At 62.2% G+C, this 26,871-nt stretch carries 19 protein-coding genes and 3 pseudogenes; 12 read left to right on the forward strand and 10 right to left on the reverse strand.

What is annotated here, in order from left to right:
- Positions 1 to 31 precede the first annotated feature (31 nt).
- A complete protein-coding gene (locus RHA1_RS37700) occupies positions 32 to 1,009 on the reverse strand; it encodes an NADPH:quinone oxidoreductase family protein (RefSeq protein ID WP_007296155.1) in 978 nt (325 codons plus the stop codon).
- A 132-nt stretch (positions 1,010 to 1,141) separates the two neighbouring features.
- Between RHA1_RS37700 and RHA1_RS37705 the strand changes: the two genes are divergently transcribed.
- From RHA1_RS37705 to RHA1_RS37735, 8 genes and pseudogenes are all read left to right on the forward strand, one after another.
- Positions 1,142 to 2,191 carry a phosphotransferase family protein gene (locus RHA1_RS37705; protein WP_011599261.1) on the forward strand — a complete coding sequence of 350 codons (1,050 nt, stop codon included), beginning with the start codon at positions 1,142 to 1,144 and terminating at the stop codon, positions 2,189 to 2,191.
- 145 nt (positions 2,192 to 2,336) lie between these two features.
- Positions 2,337 to 3,215, forward strand: a complete 879-nt coding sequence (locus RHA1_RS37710) for a MaoC/PaaZ C-terminal domain-containing protein (protein WP_007296153.1) — start codon at positions 2,337 to 2,339, stop codon at positions 3,213 to 3,215.
- A gap of 83 nt (positions 3,216 to 3,298) precedes the next feature.
- Positions 3,299 to 4,060, forward strand: coding sequence for an SDR family NAD(P)-dependent oxidoreductase (locus tag RHA1_RS37715; protein ID WP_007296152.1), 762 nt, complete (start codon positions 3,299 to 3,301; stop codon positions 4,058 to 4,060).
- Between the two features lie 119 nt (positions 4,061 to 4,179).
- Complete coding sequence (locus tag RHA1_RS37720; protein WP_007296151.1) at positions 4,180 to 4,941, forward strand: 3-hydroxyacyl-CoA dehydrogenase; 762 nt, start codon at positions 4,180 to 4,182, stop codon at positions 4,939 to 4,941.
- 222 nt (positions 4,942 to 5,163) lie between these two features.
- On the forward strand, positions 5,164 to 6,312 hold the full coding sequence (locus RHA1_RS37725; protein ID WP_011599262.1) for a citrate synthase 2: 1,149 nt from the start codon (positions 5,164 to 5,166) through the stop codon (positions 6,310 to 6,312).
- Between the two features lie 1,620 nt (positions 6,313 to 7,932).
- Positions 7,933 to 8,385 carry a hypothetical protein gene (locus RHA1_RS37730; protein ID WP_007296148.1) on the forward strand — a complete coding sequence of 151 codons (453 nt, stop codon included), beginning with the start codon at positions 7,933 to 7,935 and terminating at the stop codon, positions 8,383 to 8,385.
- Positions 8,301 to 8,686, forward strand: a pseudogene (locus RHA1_RS52510) (helix-turn-helix domain-containing protein); the annotation flags it as partial. The gene RHA1_RS37730 and the pseudogene RHA1_RS52510, both read left to right, overlap by 85 nt.
- A 70-nt stretch (positions 8,687 to 8,756) precedes the next feature.
- Entirely contained in the window at positions 8,757 to 9,338 is a 582-nt protein-coding gene (locus tag RHA1_RS37735) for a dihydrofolate reductase family protein (RefSeq protein WP_007296147.1), read from the forward strand.
- 594 nt (positions 9,339 to 9,932) lie between these two features.
- Here the strand turns inward: RHA1_RS37735 and RHA1_RS50890 are convergent.
- Positions 9,933 to 10,127: a hypothetical protein gene (locus RHA1_RS50890; protein ID WP_039950611.1), complete on the reverse strand. Its 195-nt coding sequence runs from the start codon at positions 10,125 to 10,127 to the stop codon at positions 9,933 to 9,935.
- 1,135 nt (positions 10,128 to 11,262) lie between these two features.
- Positions 11,263 to 12,030, reverse strand: a complete 768-nt coding sequence (locus RHA1_RS37745) for a hypothetical protein (protein WP_237727054.1) — start codon at positions 12,028 to 12,030, stop codon at positions 11,263 to 11,265.
- An 88-nt stretch (positions 12,031 to 12,118) separates the two neighbouring features.
- Between RHA1_RS37745 and RHA1_RS37750 the strand changes: the two genes are divergently transcribed.
- The 3 genes and pseudogenes from RHA1_RS37750 (at position 12,119) to RHA1_RS47255 (ending at position 14,514) form a co-directional block, all read left to right on the forward strand.
- Positions 12,119 to 12,742 carry a hypothetical protein gene (locus tag RHA1_RS37750; protein WP_148228468.1) on the forward strand — a complete coding sequence of 208 codons (624 nt, stop codon included), beginning with the start codon at positions 12,119 to 12,121 and terminating at the stop codon, positions 12,740 to 12,742.
- Between the two features lie 718 nt (positions 12,743 to 13,460).
- A pseudogene (locus RHA1_RS53760) lies at positions 13,461 to 13,748 on the forward strand (DUF4193 domain-containing protein).
- Positions 13,749 to 14,015: 267 nt separating this feature from the next.
- Positions 14,016 to 14,514 (forward strand): annotated as a pseudogene (locus tag RHA1_RS47255) (N-formylglutamate amidohydrolase).
- A 258-nt stretch (positions 14,515 to 14,772) separates the two neighbouring features.
- On the opposite strand, the gene RHA1_RS37760 reads toward RHA1_RS47255, so the two are convergent.
- From RHA1_RS37760 to RHA1_RS37790, 7 genes are all read right to left on the reverse strand, one after another.
- Positions 14,773 to 16,119, reverse strand: coding sequence for an ArgE/DapE family deacylase (locus RHA1_RS37760; RefSeq protein WP_237720360.1), 1,347 nt, complete (start codon positions 16,117 to 16,119; stop codon positions 14,773 to 14,775).
- Between the two features lie 85 nt (positions 16,120 to 16,204).
- On the reverse strand, positions 16,205 to 17,803 hold the full coding sequence (locus RHA1_RS37765) for an AMP-binding protein (protein WP_011599273.1): 1,599 nt from the start codon (positions 17,801 to 17,803) through the stop codon (positions 16,205 to 16,207).
- Between the two features lie 367 nt (positions 17,804 to 18,170).
- The gene (gene gcvPB, locus RHA1_RS37770; protein WP_007296139.1) at positions 18,171 to 19,727 is read right to left on the reverse strand and encodes an aminomethyl-transferring glycine dehydrogenase subunit GcvPB; all 1,557 of its coding nucleotides are present in this window, start codon (positions 19,725 to 19,727) and stop codon (positions 18,171 to 18,173) included.
- Positions 19,717 to 21,126, reverse strand: a complete 1,410-nt coding sequence (gene gcvPA / locus RHA1_RS37775; protein ID WP_007296138.1) for an aminomethyl-transferring glycine dehydrogenase subunit GcvPA — start codon at positions 21,124 to 21,126, stop codon at positions 19,717 to 19,719. The genes gcvPB and gcvPA overlap by 11 nt, the downstream gene beginning before the upstream one ends.
- Before the next feature lie 36 nt (positions 21,127 to 21,162).
- Positions 21,163 to 22,317, reverse strand: a complete 1,155-nt coding sequence (locus RHA1_RS37780; RefSeq protein WP_011599274.1) for an ATP-NAD kinase family protein — start codon at positions 22,315 to 22,317, stop codon at positions 21,163 to 21,165.
- Positions 22,318 to 22,432: 115 nt separating this feature from the next.
- Entirely contained in the window at positions 22,433 to 23,269 is an 837-nt protein-coding gene (locus RHA1_RS37785) for an SDR family NAD(P)-dependent oxidoreductase (RefSeq protein WP_237720359.1), read from the reverse strand.
- A 681-nt stretch (positions 23,270 to 23,950) separates the two neighbouring features.
- Positions 23,951 to 25,318, reverse strand: a complete 1,368-nt coding sequence (locus RHA1_RS37790; protein ID WP_167540987.1) for an APC family permease — start codon at positions 25,316 to 25,318, stop codon at positions 23,951 to 23,953.
- A gap of 614 nt (positions 25,319 to 25,932) precedes the next feature.
- Between RHA1_RS37790 and RHA1_RS37795 the strand changes: the two genes are divergently transcribed.
- Positions 25,933 to 26,865 carry a LysR substrate-binding domain-containing protein gene (locus RHA1_RS37795; protein ID WP_011599278.1) on the forward strand — a complete coding sequence of 311 codons (933 nt, stop codon included), beginning with the start codon at positions 25,933 to 25,935 and terminating at the stop codon, positions 26,863 to 26,865.
- Positions 26,866 to 26,871 lie beyond the last annotated feature (6 nt).

The raw sequence follows: 26,871 nt of genomic DNA on the forward strand, positions 1-26,871 counted from the left end.
CATTCGGAGAAGATCAGAGCACTCTGGTCGATTAGTCCACTACATCGACCGCGAGAACCACCTTTCCGGTAGCGGTACGGTCCTCCATCGCGGTGAGAGCCTTCGCCGCGTCGGCCAACGGGTACACGTTGCCCACCACAGGTCTGATGAACCCCTCCCGTGCCAGCCGGGTGAGCTCAGCGGCGGATTCCGCCGCGATGGACTCGTCCTGCTCGATGAAGCCGCCCCAGTACACGCCCACGACATCGATATTCTTCAGCAACAGGCGATTGACCGCGATCTCGGGGATGCCTCCGGCAGCGAATCCGATTACCAGATGGCGGCCTTCCCGACGCAGGAGCCGGATCGAGTCGGCGAAGAAGTCGCCTCCCACCGGGTCCACCGTCACGTCCACGCCTCCTGGAGCAGCCGCCCGGACAGCCTCGGCCCAACCGTCACCCGCCACCACGACGGCGTCGGCCCCCGCAGACTCAGCAACCCCGACGTTGGCATCGGAGTCGACAACAGCGGTCACCGTCGCTCCCAGGCCTTTCGCGACCTGGATGGCCGCGGTGCCCACACCTCCGGCCGCTCCGTGCACCAGCACGTGCTCCCCCGCCTTCACACGTCCCCGCCGAACCAGCGCGAAGTGCACGGTTTGGAAGTTCATCGCGAACGCCGCACCCTGATGGAACGACAATTCGTCCGGCAGCGGAAATGTCACTGAGGGCTGGGCCACCACGACCTCGGCATATCCCCCGCGTGGGATGTACGCGGCGCAGCGGTCACCAGCCTTGACCGACGCACCGTCCGGGGCGGAACGCACGAGACCTGCGACCTCAACTCCCGGCACGAACGGCAGTTCCGGCCGAACCTGGTATTTGCCGCGCGTCATCAAAGCGTCGACGAAGCTCACACCTACAGCCTTCACGTCGATGACAATCTCGTCGACCGCCGCGACAGGCTCGTCAAGATCGACGAACTCCACCGCACCGGGACCATCCAGCGTCGAGATCTGTACTGCTTTCACGTTGGTTTCCTCACGTTCGACTCCCTGTACCGATCGTACAGTTATTGATTTGCCTGGCATCTGAATCTTGACGAGTTAAATCGCCGAGCCTTAGTGTACCGATCATTCAGTTAAGATAGAAGGGTGGCGGACATGAAAGAACAGTTAGACGAAGTCGTCGGGCTTCCGAGGGCCCCTGTGGACCGATGGCTCCGATCCGCCGTCGGGGACAGATTCGATCTCGCCGGCTGGTACGCAGAACCCATCTCCGGAGGCCTGTCGAACCTGACATACCGACTGCGGTTCCAGGACCAATCGGTCATCCTGCGACGACCACCCCTGGGCGGCGTCCTGCCCAGCGCCCACGACATGCACCGCGAATGGACACTGCTCGTCGCCCTACATCCCACGCGCGTGCCGGTTCCCGAACCCCTCGCCCTGTGCTCCGACAACTCCGTCCTCGGCGGAACCTTTTATGTAATGTCCGACGTCGCCGGCGCAGTGCTTCGAACCCACGAGGACACCGGAGCACTGGCGATGCCCCAACGGCAATGGCTTTCCACAGCCCTTGTGAACGCGCTTTCGGACCTCCACGCCCTGGTTCCGGACGGCGTCGGTCTCGGCGACTTCGGGCGCCCCAACGGATTCAACGAGCGTCAGGTGCGGCGCTGGAGACAGCAGTGGCAGCAATCGAGTCGGCAGGAGCTGCCAGACATGGATGCACTCTTCACCAAGCTCGGCGAACAGATACCTGCGACGAGTGACGTCGCCATCGTTCATGGCGATTACCGCCTCGACAACATGATCCTCAACCTCGGCCCACGTGACCCACACATCAACGCGATCGTGGATTGGGAGCTGTCGACGCTCGGCGACCCACTCGCCGATCTTGGACTGGCATTGACCTATTGGCACGATCTCGATGACCAGGAGCGCGCGCTCATCCCGGTCGCTCTCGGCGTCACTGCACACCCCGGGTTCATGTCGGCCGCTGAAATCGCCGAGCACTACTCCACGGTCAGTGGCCGCAATCTCGACAACCTGAGCTTCTACGTCGCGCTGGGCGCGATGAAACTCGCGGTGATCCTCGCGGGAGTCGACGCCCGATTCACCGACGGGCACATGGCCCAGCGCAGCTCGCTGGGTCTGGACGAAGCCGTCCGCGTCCTTGTAGCCCGCGGGCTACGCCAACTCGCCACCTGACAACCGGGGGAACCATGAGTAAACGCACAATCCAGCAGGCACTCGCCCGCCATCGCAGCGATACCCCGACCCAAGGCACGCGACCCCACTACCCGGCGGCATGCCTCGTTCACCCCCTTGGGTCCGCTGACAGGGGCGTCCCCCTGTGATCACCGAGGATCGCATCATCCGCGTGCTCCCCGCGGACACCCCCGGCCTCGTTCGAGCGGTCGAGCACGTGATCGACGACCGGTGGCTCCGCGCCTACGCCGCGTCGGTCGGCGACACCCGACCCGAGTTCTTCGACCTCGAGCACAGCGGCGGAATCATCGGCCATCCAGTCTTTCCCGTGTGCATCGAATGGCCGCTCGTCGAACACGGCGCGCCGGGAATAGAACTGACCGTCAACACTCTGAGGCTGGGCCTGCACGTGTCCCATCAGATGCGGTTGCATGCTCCCCTGCGGCCGGCGCAACGGGTACGAACCGAGGCCGAGTTATACCTGGCAGAGGCCCGCACCGACGCAACGCTCATCGCCACCAGGTTCCGGACCTCCTCGTCGACCGGTGAGTTGCTCGTCACGACAATCCTCCACATGCTCTACCGGGGCGTACGCCTCGAAGGCTCCAAGACCCCCGACTATCCGCATGAAGTCACCCCACGATCCGGCACCGACCTCGCCCCCCTCGCGAAGTTCAAGGTCGACGCAACGAACGCGGTCATCTACACCGAGTGCGCGAGAATTTGGAATCCCATCCACACCGACATCCGCGTGGCCCACGCTGCGGGACTTCCTGACACCGTCCTGCACGGTACCGAGACACTCGCGCGGGCGGTCTCAACCATTTCTCGTGCCGGCGCCCTCCCCGCAGGGGCGGTGATCACCGGTATCGGCTGCCGGTTCACCGGACCGGTATTTCCCGGTGCCACCCTCACGGTCAGCGCCGCGGATCTATCAGAGGACTCCGTTGCCTTCGACGTCCAGGACTCCGACGGCACATCGTCGATCTCGGACGGCTCCATCACCTTCGAACTTCCATCCTGACGGACTGTCGACTGCCCCTCTTAGACAACGCTTTCACGCTTCGAGCGCCTCCACCCGAATACCCGCCACTAAAGGATTAGTCAATGTCGATCTTGGAACAATTCCGCTTCGACGACAAGGTAGTCGTCGTCACCGGGGCATCCTCGGGGTTAGGTGTCGCGTTCGCGCGGGCGTTCGCGGAGGCAGGCGCTGATCTGGTCCTCGCCGCACGCCGCGCCGACAAACTGGCCGCCACTGCAACCATGGTCGAAGAGACGGGACGACGGGCGCACACGGTGGTCACCGACGTGACCTCACCGCAGGACTGCACGGCTATGATCGACGCCGCGATCGACACCTTCGGCCGGGTGGACGTGCTGATCAACAACGCCGGTGTCGGAACCGCAGTGCCGGCGCTGCGGGAAACACCCGAACAGTTCACCTCGGTGATGGAAATCAACCTCCACGGGACGTACTGGGCCGCGCAAGCAGCCGCATCCGTGATGGCGCCCGGTAGCGCCATCATCAACATCACGAGCATCCTGGGCCTGACAACGGCTGCACTTCCGCAGGCTGCATACGGCTCCAGCAAAGCGGGGGTCATAGGCCTGACCCGCGACCTCGCGCAACAGTGGGGCATACGGAAAGGTATCCGTGTCAACGCGGTCGCCCCAGGATTCTTCGAATCCGAGATGACCGCACAATACAAGCCCGGGTATCTGGATAGCCTGCAACCACGAATGCTACTCGGGCGCATCGGCATTCCCGACGAACTTGCCGCGACCGTGGTGTGGTTGGCCTCACCCGCGGCGGGATACGTCACAGGACAGACAATCGCCGTCGACGGCGGCATGACGATCACCTGACCCAGCACATCGACCCAAACCCGATGCGACCGATCCTTCACGTTGCTCGGGCCCATCCGCCACCAGTTCCTCGGAACCGATGGCACACCAATTCGACCCGAAAGCAGGAAGCCACAACAATGCTTATTCCAGATAGTGCCTGTGTGATCACCGGCGGCGCCTCGGGCCTCGGCCTGGCCGCGGCGAAGTCACTTCTCAACGAAGGCGCAGCAGTGGTCATAGTCGACCTTCCCACCTCACGCGGTGATTCGATAGCCGAAAGGCTCGGTGACCGAGTCAGATTCGTAGCCGCAGATGTCACCGACGAACAAGCCATCTCCTCCGCCCTTGATGTGGCGGAGACCCTTGGCCCGGTACGCGTGGCAATCAACTGCGCCGGCATCACCAACGCGATCAAGACCGTCGGCAAGTCCGGGCCCTTTCCGCTCGCCGATTTCGCCAAAGTTGTGTCGGTGAACCTTATCGGCACGTTCAACGTCCTCCGTCTCGCTGCCGAACGCATAGCCCAGACCAAACCCATCGACGGTGAACGCGGCGTCATCATCAACACCGCATCGGTTGCCGCCTTCGACGGTCAGATCGGTCAAGCCGCGTATTCCGCCTCCAAGGGCGGGGTCGCCGGCATGACCCTGCCCATCGCACGCGATCTGGCATCGTTGATGATCCGCGTTGTCACCATCGCCCCGGGATTGTTCAAGACCCCGCTCCTTGCCTCACTACCGCTGGAGGCCCAAAGATCACTCGGAGCGCAAGTTCCCCACCCGTCGCGTCTCGGAGACCCCTCCGAATACGGAGCACTCGCGGCGCATATCGTCTCCAACCCGATGCTCAACGGTGAAACCATCCGACTCGACGGCGCAATCCGCATGTCGCCACGCTGACAAACCCGGAGCGTCTGTCCAGCATGACTTCTCAGCGTCCTCCATTCGGATTCCAGCCCTTGCAGGCTGGCATCAACAGTGTCATCACACCGCCGACTGCTTCGACTCACGAGACCCCGGTGCCGCAACGGGCCGAGATCACGACACGAGTCGCAGCTATTGCTCTGTTTCCAGTGGCGCAAGGCAGTCGCCCAAGCCACCACGAGTGAAAGAAATACCATGATGAGCGCACCATCGATTGTCACCAATCGAACTCCTGAAGCACCGGAGCATTTCAACCCTGGTCTGGAAGGTGTGGTCGCGTTTACCAGCGACATCGCCGAACCCGACAAGGACGGCGGCGCCCTGCGCTACCGCGGCGTCGACATCGAAGAACTGGTCTCCAAGCACGTCACGTTCGGCAACGTGTGGGCCCTGCTCGTCGACGGCCGCTTCGGCCCCGGACTGCCCCCGGCCGAACCGTTCCCCCTGCCCGTGCACACCGGCGACGTCCGCGTCGACGTCCAGGCCGGCCTCGCCATGCTCGCCCCCATCTGGGGATACCAGCCCCTCCTCGACATCGACGACGACACCGCCCGCGAACAACTCGCCCGCGCCTCCGTGATGGCCCTGTCCTACGTCGCCCAATCCGCCCGCGGCATCTACCAGCCCGCCGTCCCGCAGAAACGGATCGACGAAGCCAAGACCGTCACCGAACGGTTCATGGTCCGCTGGAAGGGCGACCCCGACCCCGCCCACGTCGCCGCCATCGACGCCTACTGGGTCTCCGCCGCCGAACACGGCATGAACGCCTCCACCTTCACCGCCCGCGTCATCGCTTCCACCGGCGCCGACGTCGCCGCGTCCCTGTCCGGGGCGATCGGCGCGATGTCCGGCCCACTGCACGGCGGCGCCCCCGCCCGCGTCCTACCGATGATCGAGGACACCGAAAAGACCGGCGACGCCCGCGCCCTGGTCAAGGGCATCCTCGACCGCAAGGAAAAGCTGATGGGCTTCGGGCACCGCGTCTACCGCGCCGAAGACCCCCGCGCCCGGGTGCTGCGCGCCACCGCGAAACGCCTGAACGCCCCCCGCTACGAGGCCGCCGCCGCCCTCGAACAGGCCGCCCTCGCCGAACTGCGCGAGCGCCGCCCCGACCGGGCCATCGAAACCAACGTCGAATTCTGGGCCGCGGTCATCCTCGACTTCGCCGAGGTCCCCGCGCACATGATGCCCGCGATGTTCACCTGCGGCCGCACCGCCGGCTGGTGCGCCCACATCCTCGAGCAGAAGCGTCTCGGCAAGCTCGTCCGCCCCGCCGCCATCTACACCGGACCCGCGCCCCGCACCCCCGAGTCCGTCGACGGCTGGGACCAGATCACCAGCGCGTAGATCCCGCCCTGCCACGAGAAGGGGAGACAGGTTGTGTCGCAACGTCACGCCGACGACGACATACCCGACCGTGCAATGGTGCGGCCCCACTCGGCGGGTCGCCCACACGGAAGATCCTCACCGAATTCGGCGCCGGCGAACACCGACATCGACTCCCCGATGCGGTGCGCTTCCCTCGGCCCAAGCGCGCCGAGGAGGCCTCGCTCACCTCGACAGGGGTACGGAGCGTCAATTCTCGCCGGACCGGAGAGCGCACCGCACGAGGGACAGAAAATGTCCGAACGCACCCGCGGCGTGACCTACCAGGCGGCCGGGACCCGCAACGGGGCCGCAACACGTTGACGTCCCTTCACTATCCGGCTGAACAATGGTGATCACATGCTCGAACAGCCAGTCAGGGGACCCTACCGGGTGGAGCCCGATGTTCCGCGAGACTCTGGCGCCTGCCCCGACGACGCCGGCTCCTTCGAATCGGATCTCCGCAGGTACCGACGATGGCGCGACCGGAGAGGCGGAGTCACATCGAACCGGGCGGCCGCGGCCGAGCAAGGACGCGGAAGACATCCTCGAAGTTACCCACGTCTGGGCACCATTCGGCGGCGCACCGGAGGAGGAAGTCTTCGTCCGATTCGGGATACCGCCGACGCTGTTCACGGAAAGGCTCTGGCATCATCGCGGTGTTCGGCTGCGACGCGGCGGTCGCCAAACAATTCAGGAAGGTCCACCCCTGTCGGCGATCACCTTGGATGATCACCGACCCCAGGTTTCCGCGGCAGCACCACCGCCCTGATAGCTACCGTCCACGCCTCACCCTCACGCACCTCGACGAACACCCCATCCGCCGGGAACACCCCACCGGCAGGGGCAGCCACACCCGCCCCCGCTCGTCACGTTCTCGACAACCGCAACGTCCGTAGACATCACAACTCCAAACCCGCGGACAACACCCTGGCCTCACCGAAGCGGAAAGGTCGTCAACCCCCTCCGCCCCACATCAATTGGGACACCGAAAACATAGCCCAACCCACCGACACAAACAACACGAAACACACTGCACAACAAGCGACTTCGAGCCGTATACCGCTCACAAAAACACCCGGGAATCAACCCCGAACACAAAAACGCCACCTACCCATCCCGTGCCGGGGCACGGGATGGGTAGGTGTTACCGCTCTGGCACTATTGCTGCTCGTGCGTCCACTGAACGATCCACTTGTCGCCCTCGATGCGAAGCTCGATGTCATCCGGCACCTGAGGCTCCCCGAGGCCCAACAGCTACACGAGTACGCGCTCAAACAGGGCAGCGGATACGCAGCCCAAGGACTCTCCGACAGTCCCGCTGACAAGATCGTGAGTCTGAACCAGGCTGAAACTTGCTGGGTGTCCGAGGACATGTTGCGCGATTCTCGTCAAAGCGCAGGGGTCGATACCTGACGACGACGTCGTCATCGAGCACCCGCCGTCACCGCACGGCTTCCTCGTGTTCGCAGTTCCCCTCGTGTTTCCGATCCCCGAGGAGTTCGGCCGCGCCATCCGCCTCAACGCCCCGGCCTGCGGCCGGCTCGTCGGACGGTCTCGAAATCGGCGACCCGGCCGGCACAGGTCGACGACGGCACTCTGATGCAGTGGTACAGGGTGCCCGAGGACGACGGGGACCTGGAGTTCAGCGGTCCCTTCAGTCCTCTTCTCGCCGGGGAGTTCCTGCCCACTGGCGCGATCCTCCGTTCGACCAACGATCTCCGCCTGGGTGCACTCGATCAGTCGTCGATCAATCTGAATCGGCACGCACGAGCATTGTGGACATTGATGCAGCAACCACTCGCGGCGCTCGGTGACATCGGACCCACCGGCAAACAGAGCAAGACGGCACGCCGGTTCCGCACAGAACCGAAGTCGACCATCGTCGTCACGCTGCGACGAGCACAGAACTCGCGCTCCGTCGACGATGCGGCGACCACCGTGCAGTACTCACACCGATGGATGGTTCGCGGGCATTGGCGCAAACCGCGGTATCCCAGCTTGTGGGTACGCGGGATCGAAGCGCGAGTGATGCCGGGACGACTGAGCGCGTGAGCGAGGCAGCCGGTGTCAGCACCACTCATCTGACACAGCGGTTGAAGGAACTCATCGGCGTCACGCCGAGCGGCTGGCCCGCACTGCCGCTTCACCGCCACCGTGTTCGCGACCAACCCCGCCGGACCGATCGACTGGGCCGAACTCGCCGGTGGCGCAGGCTACCTCGACCAGGCCCCACTTCGGCCACGAGTTCCGGGCGTTCCCCGGGCTCACGCCGACCCGGTACGTCAAAGTGCGGCGTCAACTCCTGCGCGAACATCCCGGCCACGCGCTGGACAGCTGGCCCCTGCCAGCCGAATTGATTTCCTTCAAGAGCGACAGCTCACGACACGCTAAATTTGGGGCACCCCACAACAGAGGAGAGCCCCATGAGCAAGGTGGTCATGTACAGCTCGGTGTCGGTGGACGGCTTCATCGCGGACGAGCACGACCAGCCCGGACCGCTGTTCGACTGGTTGACCAGCGGTGACGTCCCGCTGGACGAGAGCGGCGAGATCAAGGTGTCGCAGACGTCCTACGACTACACCCGGCCGTACTGGGACCAGATCGGGGCAACACTCGTCGGCCGCCACGTCTTCGACATAACCGACGGCTGGGACGGAAAGCCTCCGAGCGGGATCGACCACGTGGTCGTCGTGACGCACCGGCCGAAGCCCGAGGGCTGGGACCTAAAGGCGCCGTTCCACTTCGTCGACGGCGTCGAGGCAGCCGTGGCCAAGGCGCAGGAGCTCGCGGGTGACCGCATCGTCGAGGTCGCCGCCGGCGACGTCGGTGGTCAGGTGCTTGCCGCGGGCCTGATCGACGAGGTGCGCATGGACGTCGTACCCGTCGTGTTCGGGTCCGGCAAGCGCTACTTCGGGCCGGTCCACGCACAGCACCTGTTGGAGGATCCCGACGTGGTGATTCAGGGCAACCAGGTGCTTCACCTGCGCTATCGGGTGCGTCGTTGACCGATCCGAGCAGATACCCGAAGAAGTCCACGACCAGACGCGGGCCGACCACGACCAGGACGAGCTCATCCCGGCGGCAGAGGTCAGGTCAGGGCAGTCGAAGGGAGCGTCAGGCACGTCGAGGTCTTCCAGATGGGCGGCGTAGGAACCTCCATCCTCGAAGAGACCTCGACACCTACCCCGGGCCGTTCCCGCCTGCCAATTGAGAGGAACCCCAGTGCCGAAAGCCGAACCTGACGACCCGAAGATCGATAGTCTGAACGCCCTGCGGCAGAGGAGAACCGACGACCTACTGTCCGGGCACATACCGCTGACGTCGCTGCTGTACCGCCGACGCCGCTGCTGTACCGACGACGCGACCGGATCGCCGCCAACCTACTCGTCTCCGACGTCCTCACCACGTACATGCGCGGATCCGGGATCGGGCCGGCCGGGGTCATGGTCATGCTCGGCATCGCCGACGACGCCGGGTCCGCGACCTGACCGCCGAGCAGCGCGGGCAGATCACCGACTTCGATCGCCGCGACGAGCGGGCGACAACCCACCCAAGGGTACGTGTCATCTCCGCAGTTCAGATGGCATTTCTTGTCCTGGTCAGGACTCGACCGGAACCAACCGGTCGAGGCGGCCATGGAAGGGGAACCGACCGGGAACGTCGTCGCGCGCCGACTCGATCACCGCGTCCTCGCCGTCGATGCTCACAATGACGAACTCCGAGATGGCGTCGGTATGCACCTTGACGCGGTCACCCACATTCAAACCCGCACGAGTTCCAGGATTCTCGGTCATAGGACATGAATAACCCGTACGGATTCGGTGTGCAAGCCGCAGATACTTGCCGGGTTCGATGCGGCTCCGACTGCCGCAACGGGCTGCGCCACATCGCTTTGCCGATAGCGGATCGTCCACCGGATGATGCAGAGGCAAGAAGCAACATCTACCAGTGGTTGTCGGGATATGGCGCGGGCGGTAGGTAGTTTGGACGGGTCATTCGAATCCTATGAGGCTGGCTGCCTTCCGGCCTGTCAGACCTGTAGAGGAAGGCCACTCGATGGCCCAGACATTGCCGAGCCGGAGACCGCCGGTGAGCTGCCAAATTCGAGAGTGAGATCGATCTGGACCTCGGGCTCGGCGTTACCGTGGAGGACCCACCATGAGGCGCCGGGGACGTCGCCCGGCGTGTGCTCTTCGACCAGACTCCCTGCGATATTACGGAGTGGTGGCCTCCACATGGAACCAACCGTCGTCGGCCAGTATGCACTTCGCGAAGCCGTTCGGGGGTCGCAACACATGACGTTCCGTCATCACGCGCCAGTATGACCACGCGCGAGATTTCCAGGACGAGACTACGAACATTCATCGACGACTCCCGTTTCGAACGATACGGACCGAGCCCAGAAGCAGGTGCAGCTTTGCGCCGAATAGCGATCGGCAACCGGTGTCGGAGCCGCCACCGCGTGCTCAGGATCGGAGGGACCACGGTCGCCAGCGCCCATCTGTCGGCGGGCTGCACCGGTCTGGCACGCAGCTCAGCGGCCCGTGCCGCGGACAGTCTCGTCTCACCGCTCCGAACCCAGCCTTCGCCGTCCCAGGAATGCTCAAGAATCGGCCGGAATCGGCCGGTGATCCGTTCGGACAGCTGCCCGGCAGTCAGCGCCTCGGAATACTCGGCCAACTCCCGCAAGACGTCCTCCGCGGACTCATCACACGCGTGAGCCCGCGCCGGCCACTACAAACATCGACATCACAAACTGTCGGCGTCCACTGACGACTGCCCTGACGGCGCAGCCCCACCTTCCCCGAAGCTTCCAGATCTCGATATCCCCGGAAACCCCGGCTTGCCAGCATGACCGTGCCGGCTCGACATGCTTTCCTGCACGCCGCGTCCGGTGCGGACGCCTAGCTGATTTGCCGAGCGCGCAGGCTATCCTTTATACGCCATCGGCTTTCGGCTCCAGATCCGTGTCATCGTCCGCCACGGGTGAAGGTGCGACGAGGGGGCGCCATTCCGGTCCGAGTTCGTCACCCACGCGCAGTGGTAGTGGGGCATCTCCTTACCAGCGGGGGCTACGAACACCGCGACCTTCTCGTGGAATACCGGGTCGGTCACCACAACCTGCGGTTCGAAAATTTCCTGCGGCAATGTGATCAGGTCCTGCGGGCGAAGCCACTCGATGAAGTGCAGGGTGGCCACCGTCTGCACAATCAGCCGACACACGATCGGAGCTGCGGCCCTGTAGCGTTCGGCAACGCCGTGCTGCGTGGTCTCGGCCAGGCGCTCACCGTCGTTGTGCACGACGTCGCCGTAGATCCAGGCGAAGGCCAACACGTTGTCCGCGACCGCAGGTGTCGGTTCCTGTTCGTCGATGCTCCCGTGCAGGACCGCATATGCCAGGGTTTCCCGGGCCTGCCGGTCGAACTCCGACCATTCCCGTTTGAGGGAGCCGAGGAGCGCGATGACGTCCTTCCGTTCGACATCACGGAGCAGCCACTTCAAGGCTTTCAGAGTGTTTTGGTGGTATGCATCTTCGTCGATCCCGGGCAGCGTGGTCAGCTGATCGAGCTGCTCGACTCCGATGCCACCGACCCCGAAGATCTCGTCGAGTTCCTCAGCGCCCGGTTCGCGCCGCCGCGGCTGGTCACCGCCGACGGGCATCCGATGGTCGCGTGCCGGGCCGTGTTGGGCCGACACCGCCGGGATCCGGCGCAAGCTCAGTCGCCGCTTCGGCGCCGCCGACGCAGACCGGTGGACCTGGACCGAGCACGGCAGCGTGCTCGGCGTGCTGAACCTTGCCCCCGGCACCGAACCCTGGGTGCTCGAGGTCGAGGCGATGAACGAGCCACGCTTCGAGTCGCTGGTCGACACCGTGGCCGCCGCCGATCCCGGGGCGAGACTGCGCGAGCAGACCCGGACGCCGGCAGCCGAGCTGATCGCTCAGGCGCAGGAAAACAGTTTTCGCCCAAGCCAACCCGTCGACCCCACCGAGCCCGAGATCGCGGCGGCGCTCGACGAGCACATCCGCGGATACGAGCAGCAGTGGCTCGACGAGGCGATCCCCGCCCTCGGCGGTCACACCCCGCGCGAGTGCGCCGCCGACCCCACCCGCCGCGACGACCTGATCCGGCTGCTCGACTCCTACCCGCAGCAGGAGCGGCCGGGGGCGATGAGCGCAGGCCAGGCTGCGGGAAGCATTAGGACTCTAGGCTTCCGGCTGCCGCCCACGCACCGAAACCGGCGACATCGTTGCCCAACGGTGACGACCGTGGCCCGCTGCTCGAGGGCGAGGGCGAGGGCGGCACGGTGGGCGTCGTTGAGCGGGTTTCCGCCCGTGCCAGTGCGTGTTCACCGGGTTCGTAGCGCAGCGAGGTGTCCGTCGGCTACCGGCACGACCGCGGACGGTTGACCCAACCAGGCTTCAGGCGGCGTCGAGAGCCTGCTCGACGGTCGGCGCTGTGCGGTATGCGCTCGGGTTGGCGCCGATCCGCACCAACCGCGGCGACGGCGATCCAGGCGATCCAGTCGAATCCGATCGGTGCGGGCCGGGACAGATTTAGACCGTCGATGCGTATCCGATAATGCGTGCGGCGGTGCGGATGATCGGCCGCACGCGCAGTGATCGAGTGGTCGAGTGAACTCGAGGTCGGCGGGGAACGAGTCGGCGGCGGGGTTCCACAGGACGACGTTCGGACGACCGGTCGTGGGGGAAGGTACGTACAGACCGTCGAGATGCGGCCATGTCAGGTGGATGTCGCGTGCACAGGTGGGGCACACAGTGCGCGGTCCGTGAAGCAGTGCATACGAGGCGTGGTGACATACCAGTCAGGCTTCAGCAGATTCAGGCGACGGGTCGGGCGCCGATCTTGGCAGGTCGACCACGACCGATGTGGGTCGTGGCCAACAGATCCGGGTCGTGGCCGACAGGTCCTCCCCTCCCGGCATGCCCCAAAACCCGTACCAGTAATGACAACAGGAAACAGACTCGCAACCGAGTCGGTCCTCACGATCCCCACCGCCCCACGAGGTTGTCGTCACTGCCCACGGCGGTCCCGGGAACGTTAGAGGCAACCGAACCCTCTAGTCTGGCGGGTTTCGAACATCCAGAGCACGAGGAAAAGCCGATCATGGCCACCGACTGCGGCACACCGCGAGTTACCGAATCCGACGAGACCGACACCTCTCCGAACTGCTCACCGCCAGCCGGAAGGACAGCCAGTCCCCACCGTCGACGTCGAAGACACCGACACCGCCGAATACTTCGAACTACCCGGCGCCGACCTGTCCGGCGAAGAACTCACCGTCGCGTCATCCTGAAGCAGGCGGACGAATTCACCTGTACCAGTCGCTTCCTGGTCCACCACCGCAGTCGACTCGCCGATTCCGAGCAACAAATCTGCCGCGACTGCGCCTGAGCACGTCGGACCAACCGAGTAACTCGGCCGTTCTCAGGTGAGCGGAGTCCGCAACGACCACGACTCGATCCGCCGGAGCGGCAACCCTGACGGAGCCCTACCAGGCCGAGAAGAACTCAGGCAGCACGGCGTTTGTGGGCGAACACTGCACTTCGGGGACATGCCGTCACCGCAGGTCAGATCCCCCACCCTGCGAACCAGTCCTTGGCCGGGCGAATCACCGGTCGTCCTGCCGGCCGGGTGTCTGCCGCCCGTACTGTTCGCCCCATGTCCGCCCGCCCCGGCAAGCTCAGCACCGACGCCGTGCTGCCGTCCCTGGCCACCGACGATGACGTCTCAGCGGCTCCTCAGACCCTTGCGGCGGCGGCCCGGACCGAAACGGACATCGAAATGCGGATCCAGACCTCCATCACCCTGTTCGGCGTCGCCGCCGAACCCTGGTTCCCCGCGACGGCCGACGTCGTTGTCACGGTCATCGTCCACACCCTCGACGCGGCGACCTTCGGGCAAGAAGTATCTGCCACCCACCGAGCACGCCGAGTGGGCGCGGGCGACATTCTCCACCAACGGCGCCGCGCACGGATACTTCATCGGCGCCGTCGACCCGAACACCGGCACCCACGGACGCAGGCAACTCGCGTAGCGGCCCTACCTCGACACCGACCTGCAGCCGATACCCCCGCCACGGCAGCTTGTCACCTGCCCGCACTATCTCCTACCTGACCTCGACGGCGGAGCCGAGATCACCATCACCACCACGGCTTGACCCGCGGCAGAACTCAAAACAAAAGCCCGTCGATGTTGAAGGTGAATGCCGCCATGCGAGCCTTGACTGGGCTGGTCGGTTGTTGCTCAGGGGGTTACCAGTGCCACCACACCCGGCGACCCCGTCCCTCGGATCAGTGGCGACAGGAGCATGAAGCCAGGTGCGGCGACCGCAGCCCTCCTCGTCAAGAACCACCTGATGAAGTTCGTCGACTCGTTCTCCCTCGTCTTGTTCAGCTCGACGAGGATGCCTGCAACGTCACTTCACGCCACACCAATCGAGTGCAGTGAGCGCCAAACTCTTGGTTGCGGAGATGATTTCGTCTACGTCACAGTATTCGTTCGGCTTGTGGGCGTTTGCCAGATGGCCCGGCCCATAATTCACAACCGGAATATCTGTTCGCGCAATCCAAGTCGCGTCACAGGCGGCGGGGAATGCCTCGACTATGGCTGTGCTGCCGGTCCCCTGTTCGTGAGCGTTACCGAGAGCGCGGACGATTTCGTGATCATCTGGGGTGTTGAAGCCCGGAAACTCGACCAGCCACTCGTAGGTGGGTGGGTGCTCCGCCAACCAAGGGTCCAAGGCGACCGACCGATTGACGAAACTCTCGATCTCGAGCTTCACTTCGTCGGAGTCGTCCTCCGGTGGATACCAAACGATGAACTCGATCTCACAGTACTCAGCAAAGACAAATGGAATGTCGATGTCCTTCCCACGTCCGTGAATCGTTCCGGGCATGACGACGAAATGTCCCGACTTGAACAGTGGGCGTTGCTTGCTCAGCCCCCATTGCTCTTCGATCCGGTACAGCGCTTGCAGAACCAAGTAGCCTTTGTCAATCGCGTTCACGCCCGCACGTGCACCGGCCCCGCCGGCCCGTACCAGCTCGCGGCGAAGCCCTGGATGCCCGGCGAGTCCCTCGACTCGAACTCGACCCCACAACAAGCTCGCAGCAGTTGGGTTGATCGTCAGCGGGGAATCGAAACTAGCGGATGGCTCGACGACTATCGCCGCGTCCGCAATGTATCCGTGCTGTAGCATGCAACCTGTCCCGACTTCATGCTCGCCCAGTTCTTCACCTGCCACGGAATGAACGACCAGGTCGCCGGCTAGCTCGATACCTGACGTTCGGATCGCTTCGATCGCACTGAAGGCAGCGACCATCCCGCTCTTCATGTCGCTTGCCCCTCGGCCATGTATTCGGCCGGACACTTCGCTCGCGACGAAGGGGTCACCTGTCCATGTATCGAGATTCCCCGCCGGTACGACATCGATGTGGCCGTTGAGCAACAGCGACCGACCTGTGCCACCGCCCTTCACGACACCAGCGAGGTTCTCGCGTTTTTCTTGGCTCTTGACGAGTTGGGAGCTGTCGAAGAGATAGCCGAATCGGTCGCGGAGCAAGAGGTTCGCCTCGGATTCCTGACCGAGGTAGTCCTCGGACCGGACGCCAGGGTAGTTCGGATTCACGCTGGGCACCTCGACCAGACGTTTCACGTCGTCGATAATTCGTTGACGCGAGTCCTCGATCGCGGCGAGTACCCGCCGGACTGCATCTTCTGTCATGTCCGCGTCCTTTCGAATTGAAGTGATGATTTGAGTCATCGGCTGAGTGGAGCCTGACCCGGTTGGTCCACGAAACCATCGATCTGCAGTCGTCTGGGTGGCCATGGCGCTTGCGCAGAAGCGATCAGCCTCGGATCCGCTCGCGCTCTCCATGCCATTCGCGGTCGCGTAACTCGTTCTTGCGAGTCTTACCGGTCGAGGTCTTCGGTAGCTCGGGTAGGAACACGATTTCTCGTGGCGCCTTGAACGCCGCAATGTGCTCTCGCGCGAACTGCGTCAGGTCGCAGTCGGAGACGGTGGAATTCGTCTTCAGAACCACGAACGCTTTGGGTCGTTCTCCCCATTTCGTGTCCGGAACGCCGATCACCGCGACGTCCAACACCGATGGGTGGGACATGAGAACTTGCTCGACCTCGATTGTCGAGATGTTCTCGCCGCCGGATATGACGATGTCTTTGGCGCGGTCCATGAGCTGTATGTAGCCATCTGGGTGCATGACTCCCAGGTCGCCGGAATGGAACCAGCCCCCGGAGAAGGCCTCCGCGGTTGCCGAATCGTCGCCGAAGTACCCCTTCATGACTATATTTCCGCGCATGACGATCTCGCCGATCTCGGTGCCGTTGCTGGCTACGTCGACGAGTTCGCCATGCGGACCGCGTTGAGTGCGGACTACCCGCACTGGGCCGGAGGCGAGCATTCCCACTCCTTGACGCGCCAGCAGCCTCGCCAGTGTGTCCTCATCGAGCGCGGCCCAGTCTGCCTGAGGTTCGCATACTGCACATGGGCCGTACGTCTCGGTGAGGCCGTACACATGCACGATTTCGGCTCCGAGTGCTCTGACCGCCCGGATGGTGGTTGGGCTGGGTGGAGCTCCTGCTGTGGTGATGGTCATGCTGCGGTCGAGCGGATGCGCTCCATCGGCAGTGGCGAGCGTCGTGAGAACCGTCGGTGCACCACTCATATGGTCGATCTTTTCGCTGTCGATGAGTGACCACATCGCGTCACCGCGAACCACACGGATGCATACGTGAGTTCCGGATGCGGCAGTGACTGCCCAGGGGCCGCACCAGCCGTTGCAGTGGAACATCGGCAGTGTCCACAGGTATTTAGTGTCGATGTCGAAGTGCTGATGGTGAATCTGGCTGAGAGAGTTGAGGTACGCGCCACGATGGGTGTACATCACCCCCTTCGGGCGACCGGTGGTGCCCGACGTGTAGTTGATCGAGATGGTTCGGGTCTCGTCGTCGACCTCCCAGGGCAAACGCTCTTCCGACCCGCGTGCCATGAGTGCGTCATAGGTGAGGTGTGACTGCGCGGTGTCCACGTAGCCACCGTCCTGCTGCGGTAGTTGTACGGTCTCCCGAACTGTCAGCAGCGACGTATCCTGCAACTGTTCGAGGAAGACGGGTTCGCCGAGGAGAAGAACAGCCTCAGAGTGGTTACATATGTACTCGATTTCTGGTGGCGACAATCGCGTGTTGATTGCGACCAGTACCGCGCCGATAAGTGGGACCGCATAGTGGGCCGCCAATAGCTCAGCCGAGTTGGTTGCCAGATAGGCAACTCGGTCACCGGGTCCGACTCCTGACCGGCGAAGACCGTGCGCAAGACGTGTGACTATGGATGCGAGGTCGGAATACGATATGCGCCGCCCCCCGTCTACGACCGCGGTCTTGTTCGGATGTACTTCAGCCGAGCGCTCAAGGAATTTCAAAGGCGTCATCGGTGTGTCCAGTCCTGTCACGAAGGCTCCCTTCTACTTGAAACGGTTTGGTCATGTCGTTGCGAGTCAGCATGTTCAGTCGATCGCTGTTCGCTGGGTCAGCGCCCGTGTGCACGCTCCCAAGGTTTCTGAATGTCCATGCGTGGCGTCTCACCCGTGCCCTGACGCGTGGGGCTGTCCGCGCGTCAGATTCTTCGACAAAGCGCACCGATTTCTTGAATCCACCTCGGACAAGGAATATGTTGGACTTGCCCCAACAAAATGCTGGCAACCTTGCGAGTGTCGGTACCTACGCAATCCATGATGTGTCATCCAGCGTTACTGCAGACTCGCTACTTAGTATGTTCGATAGCCGTCAACTACGAGCTTACGAACGGCTCTGCGCGCGCGATCGTTGGAAAGCGCGCCAGGTCATAGCGCGAGTACTGGGGTCATCGGTCACACCGGGCTTCAATCGATGAATTGCCTGGTTGTGTGGCGCGGACTTCACAATATCGGGATTCGAATACGCTTCATCCGAAATCTGGGCGAGTACCGCGATCCATTGATCCAGGGACTCTTTGCCGTACATTTCGCCGGCCTCTGGTGTGAAAGGCTCAGGAATTAGCCACGGTTCATGGCTGGTCCACATCGCGTCGATCCCGAAGTCAGTCATACGGTTCTGCACATCGTGCACGTCGACGCCGGTGTCTTCCTTGAGGATCTGCATGCTGTAACGCGTCATCTCGAGGCGGGGGCTTGTACTCTCTGGGTGCGACCGAGTGACGCCTCGGATTGCAAGTAGCCCTTTTTCCATGTAATTGTTTCCCAATACAGAAATGTCGGACGCCTGGGCGATACCCTCAGCGCCCATTGCTCGCACCCATGCGTACGCTTTGAGGATTACAGGCACGTTGCCCCAGAATTCGCGTATTTTTCCGACACTGTCGGGGCGGTCGTGATCGAGGTGGTAACGCTCACCGTCGAAGGTGACAAGCGGAGCGGGTAAGAACGGGGCGAGCTCAGCCGAACACCCGTAGGCGCCAGTAGCGGGTCCTCCGACGCCGCTCTTAGGTGCGCCGAAGGTTTTGTGAAGCATGAACATACATGCATCAAAGCCGATTTCACGGGGTCTGATCTTCGACATCGTTCCATTGAAGTTGGCGCTGTCGTAGAAGCAGAGGCCGCCCGCTTCGTGGACTATCTCCACCCACTCCTTCATCTCGGGGTTGTAGACGCCCATGTCATCGGGATTACCGACCATCAAAGCCGCGGTGCGATTCGACACGGCAGCCTTGAGCGCGTCGAGGGATGGGTAGCCGTTCTCGTCGAGCATCAACGTAATCACCTTGAACCCCGCGGCGGCGGCTGTCGCGGCGTTGCAAGGGTGAGTTTGAATAGTCGTGATGACTTCGTTTCGTTGTTCCAGCTCACCGCGGGAGGCATGATAGGCGCGGGTCACCGAGGCGTTGACGAAAGCAGCTTCCGCCCCTCCACCAGCTTGAAACACGAACTGGTCCATTCCGGAAAGCTCACGCAGAATGAGATCCATCCCGTGCACAATTTCCAGGGTTCCCTGCAGTGTGTCCTCGTGCTGCAGCGGATGTACTTCGGTGACTTCCGGCCGCCACGCAAGTGCTTCGTTGACCTGCGGATTGTATTTCATCGTGCAGGTTCCGAAAAGACTGACACCCATCATTCCCAGCGTTTGTTGTGACAAGCGCAGGTAGTGGTACAGTACCTCAGGCTCAGACATCTCGGGCAACGCGGGACGGTCGCCTCGGCGCACGGCGGTGGGGATCAGGTCGACCGCTGCGCCAACCCGTGCTTCGATGCCGTCTTCGGCGTGAGAGAACACTGCACCTCGACGGCCTGGGTAGCCCATCTCCATGATGATCGGTTCGTTCCAAACCGGGGCCTGGATTTCGTTTACCCTAGTGCTCATTTGCAGTCACCTCTCTGAGAGCGCCCACCAGGCGGTCAATATCAGCTTTTGTATGGATCTCGGTGACACAATAGAGCGCACTGGCACCTAACTCAGGGAAATCCCTCGTCAGGTCTTTCCCGCCGAAGATCCCGATATTCAATAATGCATCGTTGATCTCTTCGACGGTCTTACCTGTGTTGTCGAAGTTGATGACGAACTCTTTGAAGAAACCCGATGGAAAGGCAACTCGGACCCCATCGATCTCCGATAACAACTGTGCCGCATAGTGCGCGCGCTGCAGGATCAACCCCCCGACGTCCTCGAACCCTTGAGGCCCCATCAACGCCATGTATGTGGTTGCCGCGATGGCCCACATGTACACCGAATGTCCGGTCCAGTCATTTCCCTTGTCTCGCAAACCGTAAGATGATTGCTCGAAAAGACCGAGACCGAATCCGTATTCCCCAGGCTTGATCGTTTCGGCAATACTGATGAACAAGGTGGGATACTGATGAGCGTAGCGATCCTCGTCGCGTGAGGCGATGAAACCACCGACTCCCCCGCCGGTGTGCATATGGATGCCAAGCGGCTGGGTCGTTCCGACAACGATGTCCGCGCCGAAATCCACTGGCGATGAAAGAACGCCGAGGGAAATGGGATCGACACCGACGATGGTTTCCGCACCTACGGCACGCGCAATGGCCGCGATCTCGGCCCCCTGATGCTCAATGACGCCAAGATACGATGGCGTTTCGAAGTACACCGCAGCTGTGTGCTCACCTACCGCTGCCCGAAGATCGTCCAGGTCGATCAGCCCGCTGGCGGGGTCATAGTCGATCAGCCGGACTGCAATGTGGCTCTCCATCTCTGTTGGCTCACAATAGTTGCGGATCACGGACAACCGCTCGGGATCGATGGCGCGGACAACCGCGACCTCCGCGCGTTGTGTAATGCGGGCAGCCATTCGTAGGGCGTGGCCCGCGGCGGACCCCCAACTTCGGACGGGCAGTCCCACCAGATCGAGTTTCAGCAGCTCGCCCAGCTGGCTGCAGAACTCAAACCATGCCTGATTCCGGCCGTGATCCGAGCTGGGCTCGCCAAAGACTGAGGTGAGCCATTCGTTTCGGCGAACCACTTCGTCGCAGGCTGCGGGGACATGGTGTTGCCACAGGCCGGCTCCGAGGAAGTTCAAGTTCTGCTCGCACGTGCGGTTCTTCGCGAGGGTGTTCACGAGATGCCGTCGGAGTTCGGCTTCGCCGAGGGTCGGCGGCAGATCGAATTTCCGAGTAGTGCGGTGGTCGGTGGGAATTTGCTGGAAGAGTTCGGCGATGGTGGGGACGCCTATTGCGTCGAGCATCTCCTGCTGAAGCGCGGGCACTGAATTTGCCATGTACGGATGCGCTGTGCTGTTACTCATGGATGCCTTCTTATGCCTTTTATGGTTGATGTTTATTCATGAGGCGACTTTATGAATCACACTGTGATCATTGCCCGTTTGAACATGGATATAACCGGTAAGCCTCTCGTCCAATTCGAGATCGCCGGTATCGACTCGGAGTGGCGTATTGCCGAGCGCAATCAGCTTCTCGATTGATGAGAAAACCATAATGTGATCGAGCCCAGCTTCGCGAATTACTCTTGGGCTGATTTGCTGGTTTCCGCGCCCGAAGAGGCTGCCTTGGCCACCGAGAACGCCGACGACGATTCGAGTCTCTCGACCACTCATCAGTCGAAGTAGAGTGCTTTCATCGACGTCGGTTCCGACCATTTTGCCGTCGAGAACGGCATCGACGCCCAACAGGGTCGAGTGCAGATTCAAAGCGCTGGCTATGCGTTGTGTAGTCGTTCCCGGGCCAAGGATGTATAGGCAGTCGGGCCGCATCCCTTTCGCCAACTGGTGAGCGGCGGCGTCCAGATCTTGTTCGCTCCCCGGCCGCGAGCCGGACTTTGCGTTCTGGACGAGATGACGCTCGAAAGGGCTGCGCGCGTAGCCGTAGAGGCGCGCGGACATCTTGTCGTTGCGGATCGCTGCCTCGTCGAGATCCATGATCTCTGCCTCGCGTAACCTGGCCATGGGATTTCGGGACAAGTACAGACCAGCTAGACGGCCGGCGTTCGCTGGGTTCGTGCCGAACAGTGCCGAGTGCATCTTCACACCGGCGGGCACTCCGACCATGGGGACACGATCCCCTACTGACGAAAATATGTCTCGCGCAGTGCCATCGCCGCCGACGAACAGAATCAGGTCAACCGGTCGAGCGGCCATGATGGCTGCGGTCGCTCGAGTATCGGCAGCGGTTGAGCAATGAGCTGCCAATTCGTACACCGCTTCCGGCCTAAGACCTGCTGCGCGCGCACAACGTTCGCCCATCTCGGCAGGACCGGTGAGGAGCCGGAAAGAAGCTGTGGTAGCAGCGAGCTGAGTCAGCGCGAGGCTGGCTCGAGCCTGCGAGGTAGGCCGGGCGCCACGCGATTGCGCTTCGCGAAGTATGTCGGCTCCGTCGGTGCCTTTAAGACCCACGGCGCCGCCCATCCCTGCCACGGGATTGACGATCAGTCCTAGTGTGGGCGGTGTCGCGTCGCCATCCTGTGTGGAGATCTCTCGCACGTCTATCTCCTATCCGGCGGGGGCAGGCCGCAATCGACTGCTACGGTGCGAATCGACAAGCGGTGGGAACGGTAGTTGCTCGATCGCATGGAGTGGGTTGGTGCCGGTCGGCCAATTAGAGAACCAGTTCACCCGGGCCCTTGTATTCCTGAATCATGTTTCCGCCATCGATGGTGATGAGTTGACCCGTTACGTACGAAGACTCTTCCGATGCGAGAAAGCCAACGAGAGCACCAATTTCACGGGGTTCACCGCTTCGCTTGAGTGGTGTGTTTTCGCCACCGATATGCATTCCGGGAGTCAACGCTGCAGTGTTGACGTATCCGGGCGCGATCGCGTTCGCTGTGATTCCGAACTGGCCGTTCTCCAGTGCGATGGACTTGGTGAGACCGACAACACCTGCTTTGGCTGCCGCGTAGGCGCCCAACCCAGCGATCGCGCCGACCGGCCCGGTCACAGAGGAGAAGTTGACGATGCGGCCGTACCGCTGTTCAATCATGTGCGGTAACACCGCTCGCACACAATTGAATTGAGTGGTGAGGTTAATGGCGAGAGTGCGCTCCCATGATTCGATCGAAGTCGTGGCAAGGATCGGTACCTCGAAATCGACATCGTCACCCTTCTTTGCGCGCGCTGCGATTCCTGCGAGATTCACCAGGCCGTCGATGACACCGGCGCCTTTGACTACGTGGTCGATCAGGTCGACGACATCCGAATGATTCGTCAGATCCACGGTGTGGGATCGGACGTCGAACCCTTCCCGCGCGAGATCATCTCGTCGCTCGTGGACCTGCTCGGAAATGTCCACCAGAGTGAGCAATGCACCTTTCTGCGCCAGCACCCGGGCGCTCCCGAAGCCGATGCCCTGAGGATCGGCGACCCCCGTGATGACGACACTTCTGTTCTCTAGCTGGCCGGCCATGGTGTTTCTCTTTCTGTAGAACGCCGCCACTCACTGAGCGGCGAGTGGAAGATGGCATGCAAGGGCGAGTGTGCGAGGAGAGTCTCAGAGGTTGCTGTGTGGTTCCCCGGCCGCGAGTCCCTTCGAGAGGTCCACATCACATCTGTTGTCGCCTCTGATTCTGCCGAAGTTTTACCGACGAGAGAAACAACGAGTCCATTCAGATTTACGCACTTCTGTTGTGGATTGTTTGATCGGATGTCCGTGGGGCAGTTCTCGCACATTTCAACTGGACGTCTAGTGCGGGGGCGCTGTCGTGACCCCCACCGTTTGGTGAGAGTGGCCTCGGTCGCGAAGTCGATATCGAAGTAACGAGGCCGATTTCCCTCCGGTGCACAGCGCGTGGGGAATAGTCGTCTCCTAGCACCGCGAGTTGGGACGGTTGGGAACGACTCGATCGATCTGTGTCGCATGCGCACTTTGGCGCGTCGGTTGGCGTGGGTTTGAGACGCTGCGACCCGATTGCTTGCCGCAAGATCGGCGGATCGTCGAGGCCTGGTGAGGTTGTGTGGTTTTGCGACAATCTTGTGGGCGGACGGCATTAGCCGTCTGCAACTCGGACATCAAGACTGTCTTATGAATCTGCAGAGTAAGGACGGGGTTGACGTCGAGTGCCCGGATCTCTGCGCGGCGTTTGGGGCTCTGGCAAGTCGAGAATCCCGAGACAGGGCACTAAAGATTTCTCGCCGACGACCTGCTGACCAAGCTGCTTGCTGCTCCACCCGCCAATGCGATGGCCAGCACCGCGATCAGAGCCACGGCTACGCCGTAACCGCCGACCAGCAGCGGAAGATTCTTCACTACCAAAAATACCAGTGCCCCGAACGCCACCAGCGAGACAGTCGGCGCAATGAACGTCGTCAGCCAGGATCCTCGTTCGTGTCCGCGGAAGAACACGATGACCGCCAACGAGGTCAAAGCCATCAACACGATGATTCCCAGAGTGGCTGCGCCGGAGAACCACGTGTACAGATCGAGCACTGGATCCAATCCCAGAATGACGGATCCTGCGATGGCGAGGAGGCAGTATGCGGTGACTGCCAGCGATGCCCGCGACGGTGCGTGATGAAGGGGATGGGCCCGACCCAATGCCGAGGGAAGCAGACCCGCCGCGCCGAAGTTGAAGGTGAACCGGGCGAGCACGTTGTGGAAGGTCAGAAAGCAACCGAAGAGGCTTACAAGAACAAGTATCTGAACGGCATCCTGTCCGAAGACGCCTAGGAACGTCCATGCCAGTTCGGTGACCAGGGTCTGAGGGTTCTCGGTTGCTTTCGCGACGAGACTGTTGGGGCCGGTACCTACTGCGACGGCAAAAAGACTGAATGCATAGAACAATCCGATGGCGGTGATGGACACGTATGTCGCTCGGGGAATTGTTCGATGTGGATTACGCGCCTCGCTCCGGAAAATCACAGTGGCCTCGAAGCCCACGAACCCGAAGAAGGCGAACATCAGGCCGAGCGATGGCGTGCCTTCGGTGAAGCGAAGTGGGTTCAGGGCCGATGGGGTGGTTCCCTGGGGCCCACCACGAAACACCATGACGAAATCGAGCACCAGCATGATCGCAAGTTCGAGCACCAACGAAACGCCGAGAACCTTGGTGCTCAATGCGATGTCGCGGTAAGCCAACACCCCAGTAATGAAGAGCGACACCGTGCTCCACGCCCACCACGGAATCACGGTACCGGTGAAGTACTCAACGGCACTTGCAGTGGAAGCGCCCAAATATCCGACGAGCGCGACGAACAGCATCGCATACGACACCAGCGCCAGTGTGGCTGCCCCACGTCCACAGACGTGACCCAGGCCGACGCGAATGAAGTCGTAAAAGGCGCCGGCGTCTGTGACTTCATGGGCCATTCGAGTGAAGCCGACGGCGAATACAGCCAAAGCCAACGCTGCCACAACGAAGAACAGGGGGGACACGGGACTTTTGCTGGCACTGACCACAACTGGAAACACCGCTACTGCGGCCGCCAGCGGGGCAGCACCGGCAGCTACCAAAAATACGACACCTCGGACGCCGATGCCTTTACCCATGGGGACCTTGGCGGTGCCGGTCTCAGTACTGACGACTGAACCAGAGGATGTCGAGGACGATTTTTGAGACATGCCTGCCTACCTGACGTGGGTGGTCGATCTCGCCGATCGGTCTAGTGCGAGATGATGAAAGTAGATCTTCTTGCTAGGTTGTGCTCGCTGTGAGCGGTCTTGCTGCGTTGATTCCGCGGAGCGTCCTGTCGGGTGGACAACGATTGATGACGGGTCGCGGACCAGCAGATCGGCCGCCATGTCAGCCTGGAAATACGACCGATTAGGGTATCGATTGCCTCGGTTGTCGACGCACCGCTCGTTTGCAGTCTGCTGGTGATTGTGACCTCACGGCTTTGGACTTGTGGCCGTCGACGTGATCGCCCCGCAGCGGAGTTCACCAAGGAGCGTGCCAGCGTCAGAAGCGTTCGCTGCATACTCGCTCCTTTCGGTCGAATCGGCGGACCTCAGAGACGCGCGTCACATCCAACTGCGAGTGTGCCGCACGAAACTGAGGTGAGGGAAACAGAATTTTTGACTCTATTCACGCTGATCTGTTGTGAATCGGAGACCCGGGGGCCATGATGGTTGGCGTTGCAGTTTAGATACCGAGAGCGAGTTCGATGGACGTTCATACGCGTCGTCTACGGCATTTCGTGGCAGTTGCAGAGACCCTTCACTTCACCCGTGCAGCAGAGAGTCTGTACGTTTCGCAGCAGGGTTTGAGTCGCAGCATCACTGAACTCGAACACGATGTAGGCGTACCGCTGCTTAAAAGGACAACGAGAGCAGTCGAACTGACCGACGCTGGCAACGCCTTTCTCCGTTCAGCGCGTGAGGCGTTGGCAGTTCTGGACGCGGGCGTGGCAGACGCGCACCGAGCGCATTCCAAAATGTCCGGTGTTCTGCGCATCGGGTTCTTTGCCGCGTCAGCACTGGAGCTGACACCGTTGATTATTTCGGAGTTCAGAACTCGTCACCCGTCCGTCAGCCCTCGGATCGAAAGCTACGACCTCACAGATCCCTCCTGTGGTCTGCGGTCCGGAGAGACGGATGTGGCGTTCTTGCGGCTACCGATCGATCTGGCCGACCTGGACTCTGAAGTTTTGTTCACTGAACCGCTTGCGATTGGGATGACGAGCTCGCACCCTCTTGCAGCGCAGAAGGTGGTGCTGTTGTCTGATTTGCAGGATCAGGTAATTTCAGCACCGCGTACCGACGACGCACGTTGGCGCGCGTTTTGGACACTGCGTGATCTCGGGGTCGACGATGACAATCTGCCCCGCATCAGCAGGGAAACCGCAACGATGGATGAAGAGCTGGACAACGTAGCGGCGGGTCTCACTTTGTCGGTGTCTGTGCCCAGCATGGACCGATTCGCACATCGGGCGTCGCTGGTGTACCGAACGCTGGGTCAAGTGCCGGGATCGACGCTATGCGTCGGATGGCGCGGACAACCAACTCCACTGGTCCAAGCATTCATAGCCGTCTCGCGAAAGGTCCGCGACGAGCACCGCGACCTCGTGACCCGAATTGAAAGCGGTAACGCCGACTGATGGGTA

It is taken from the genome of Rhodococcus jostii RHA1 (assembly GCF_000014565.1).
Classification (GTDB): domain Bacteria; phylum Actinomycetota; class Actinomycetes; order Mycobacteriales; family Mycobacteriaceae; genus Rhodococcus_F; species Rhodococcus_F jostii_A.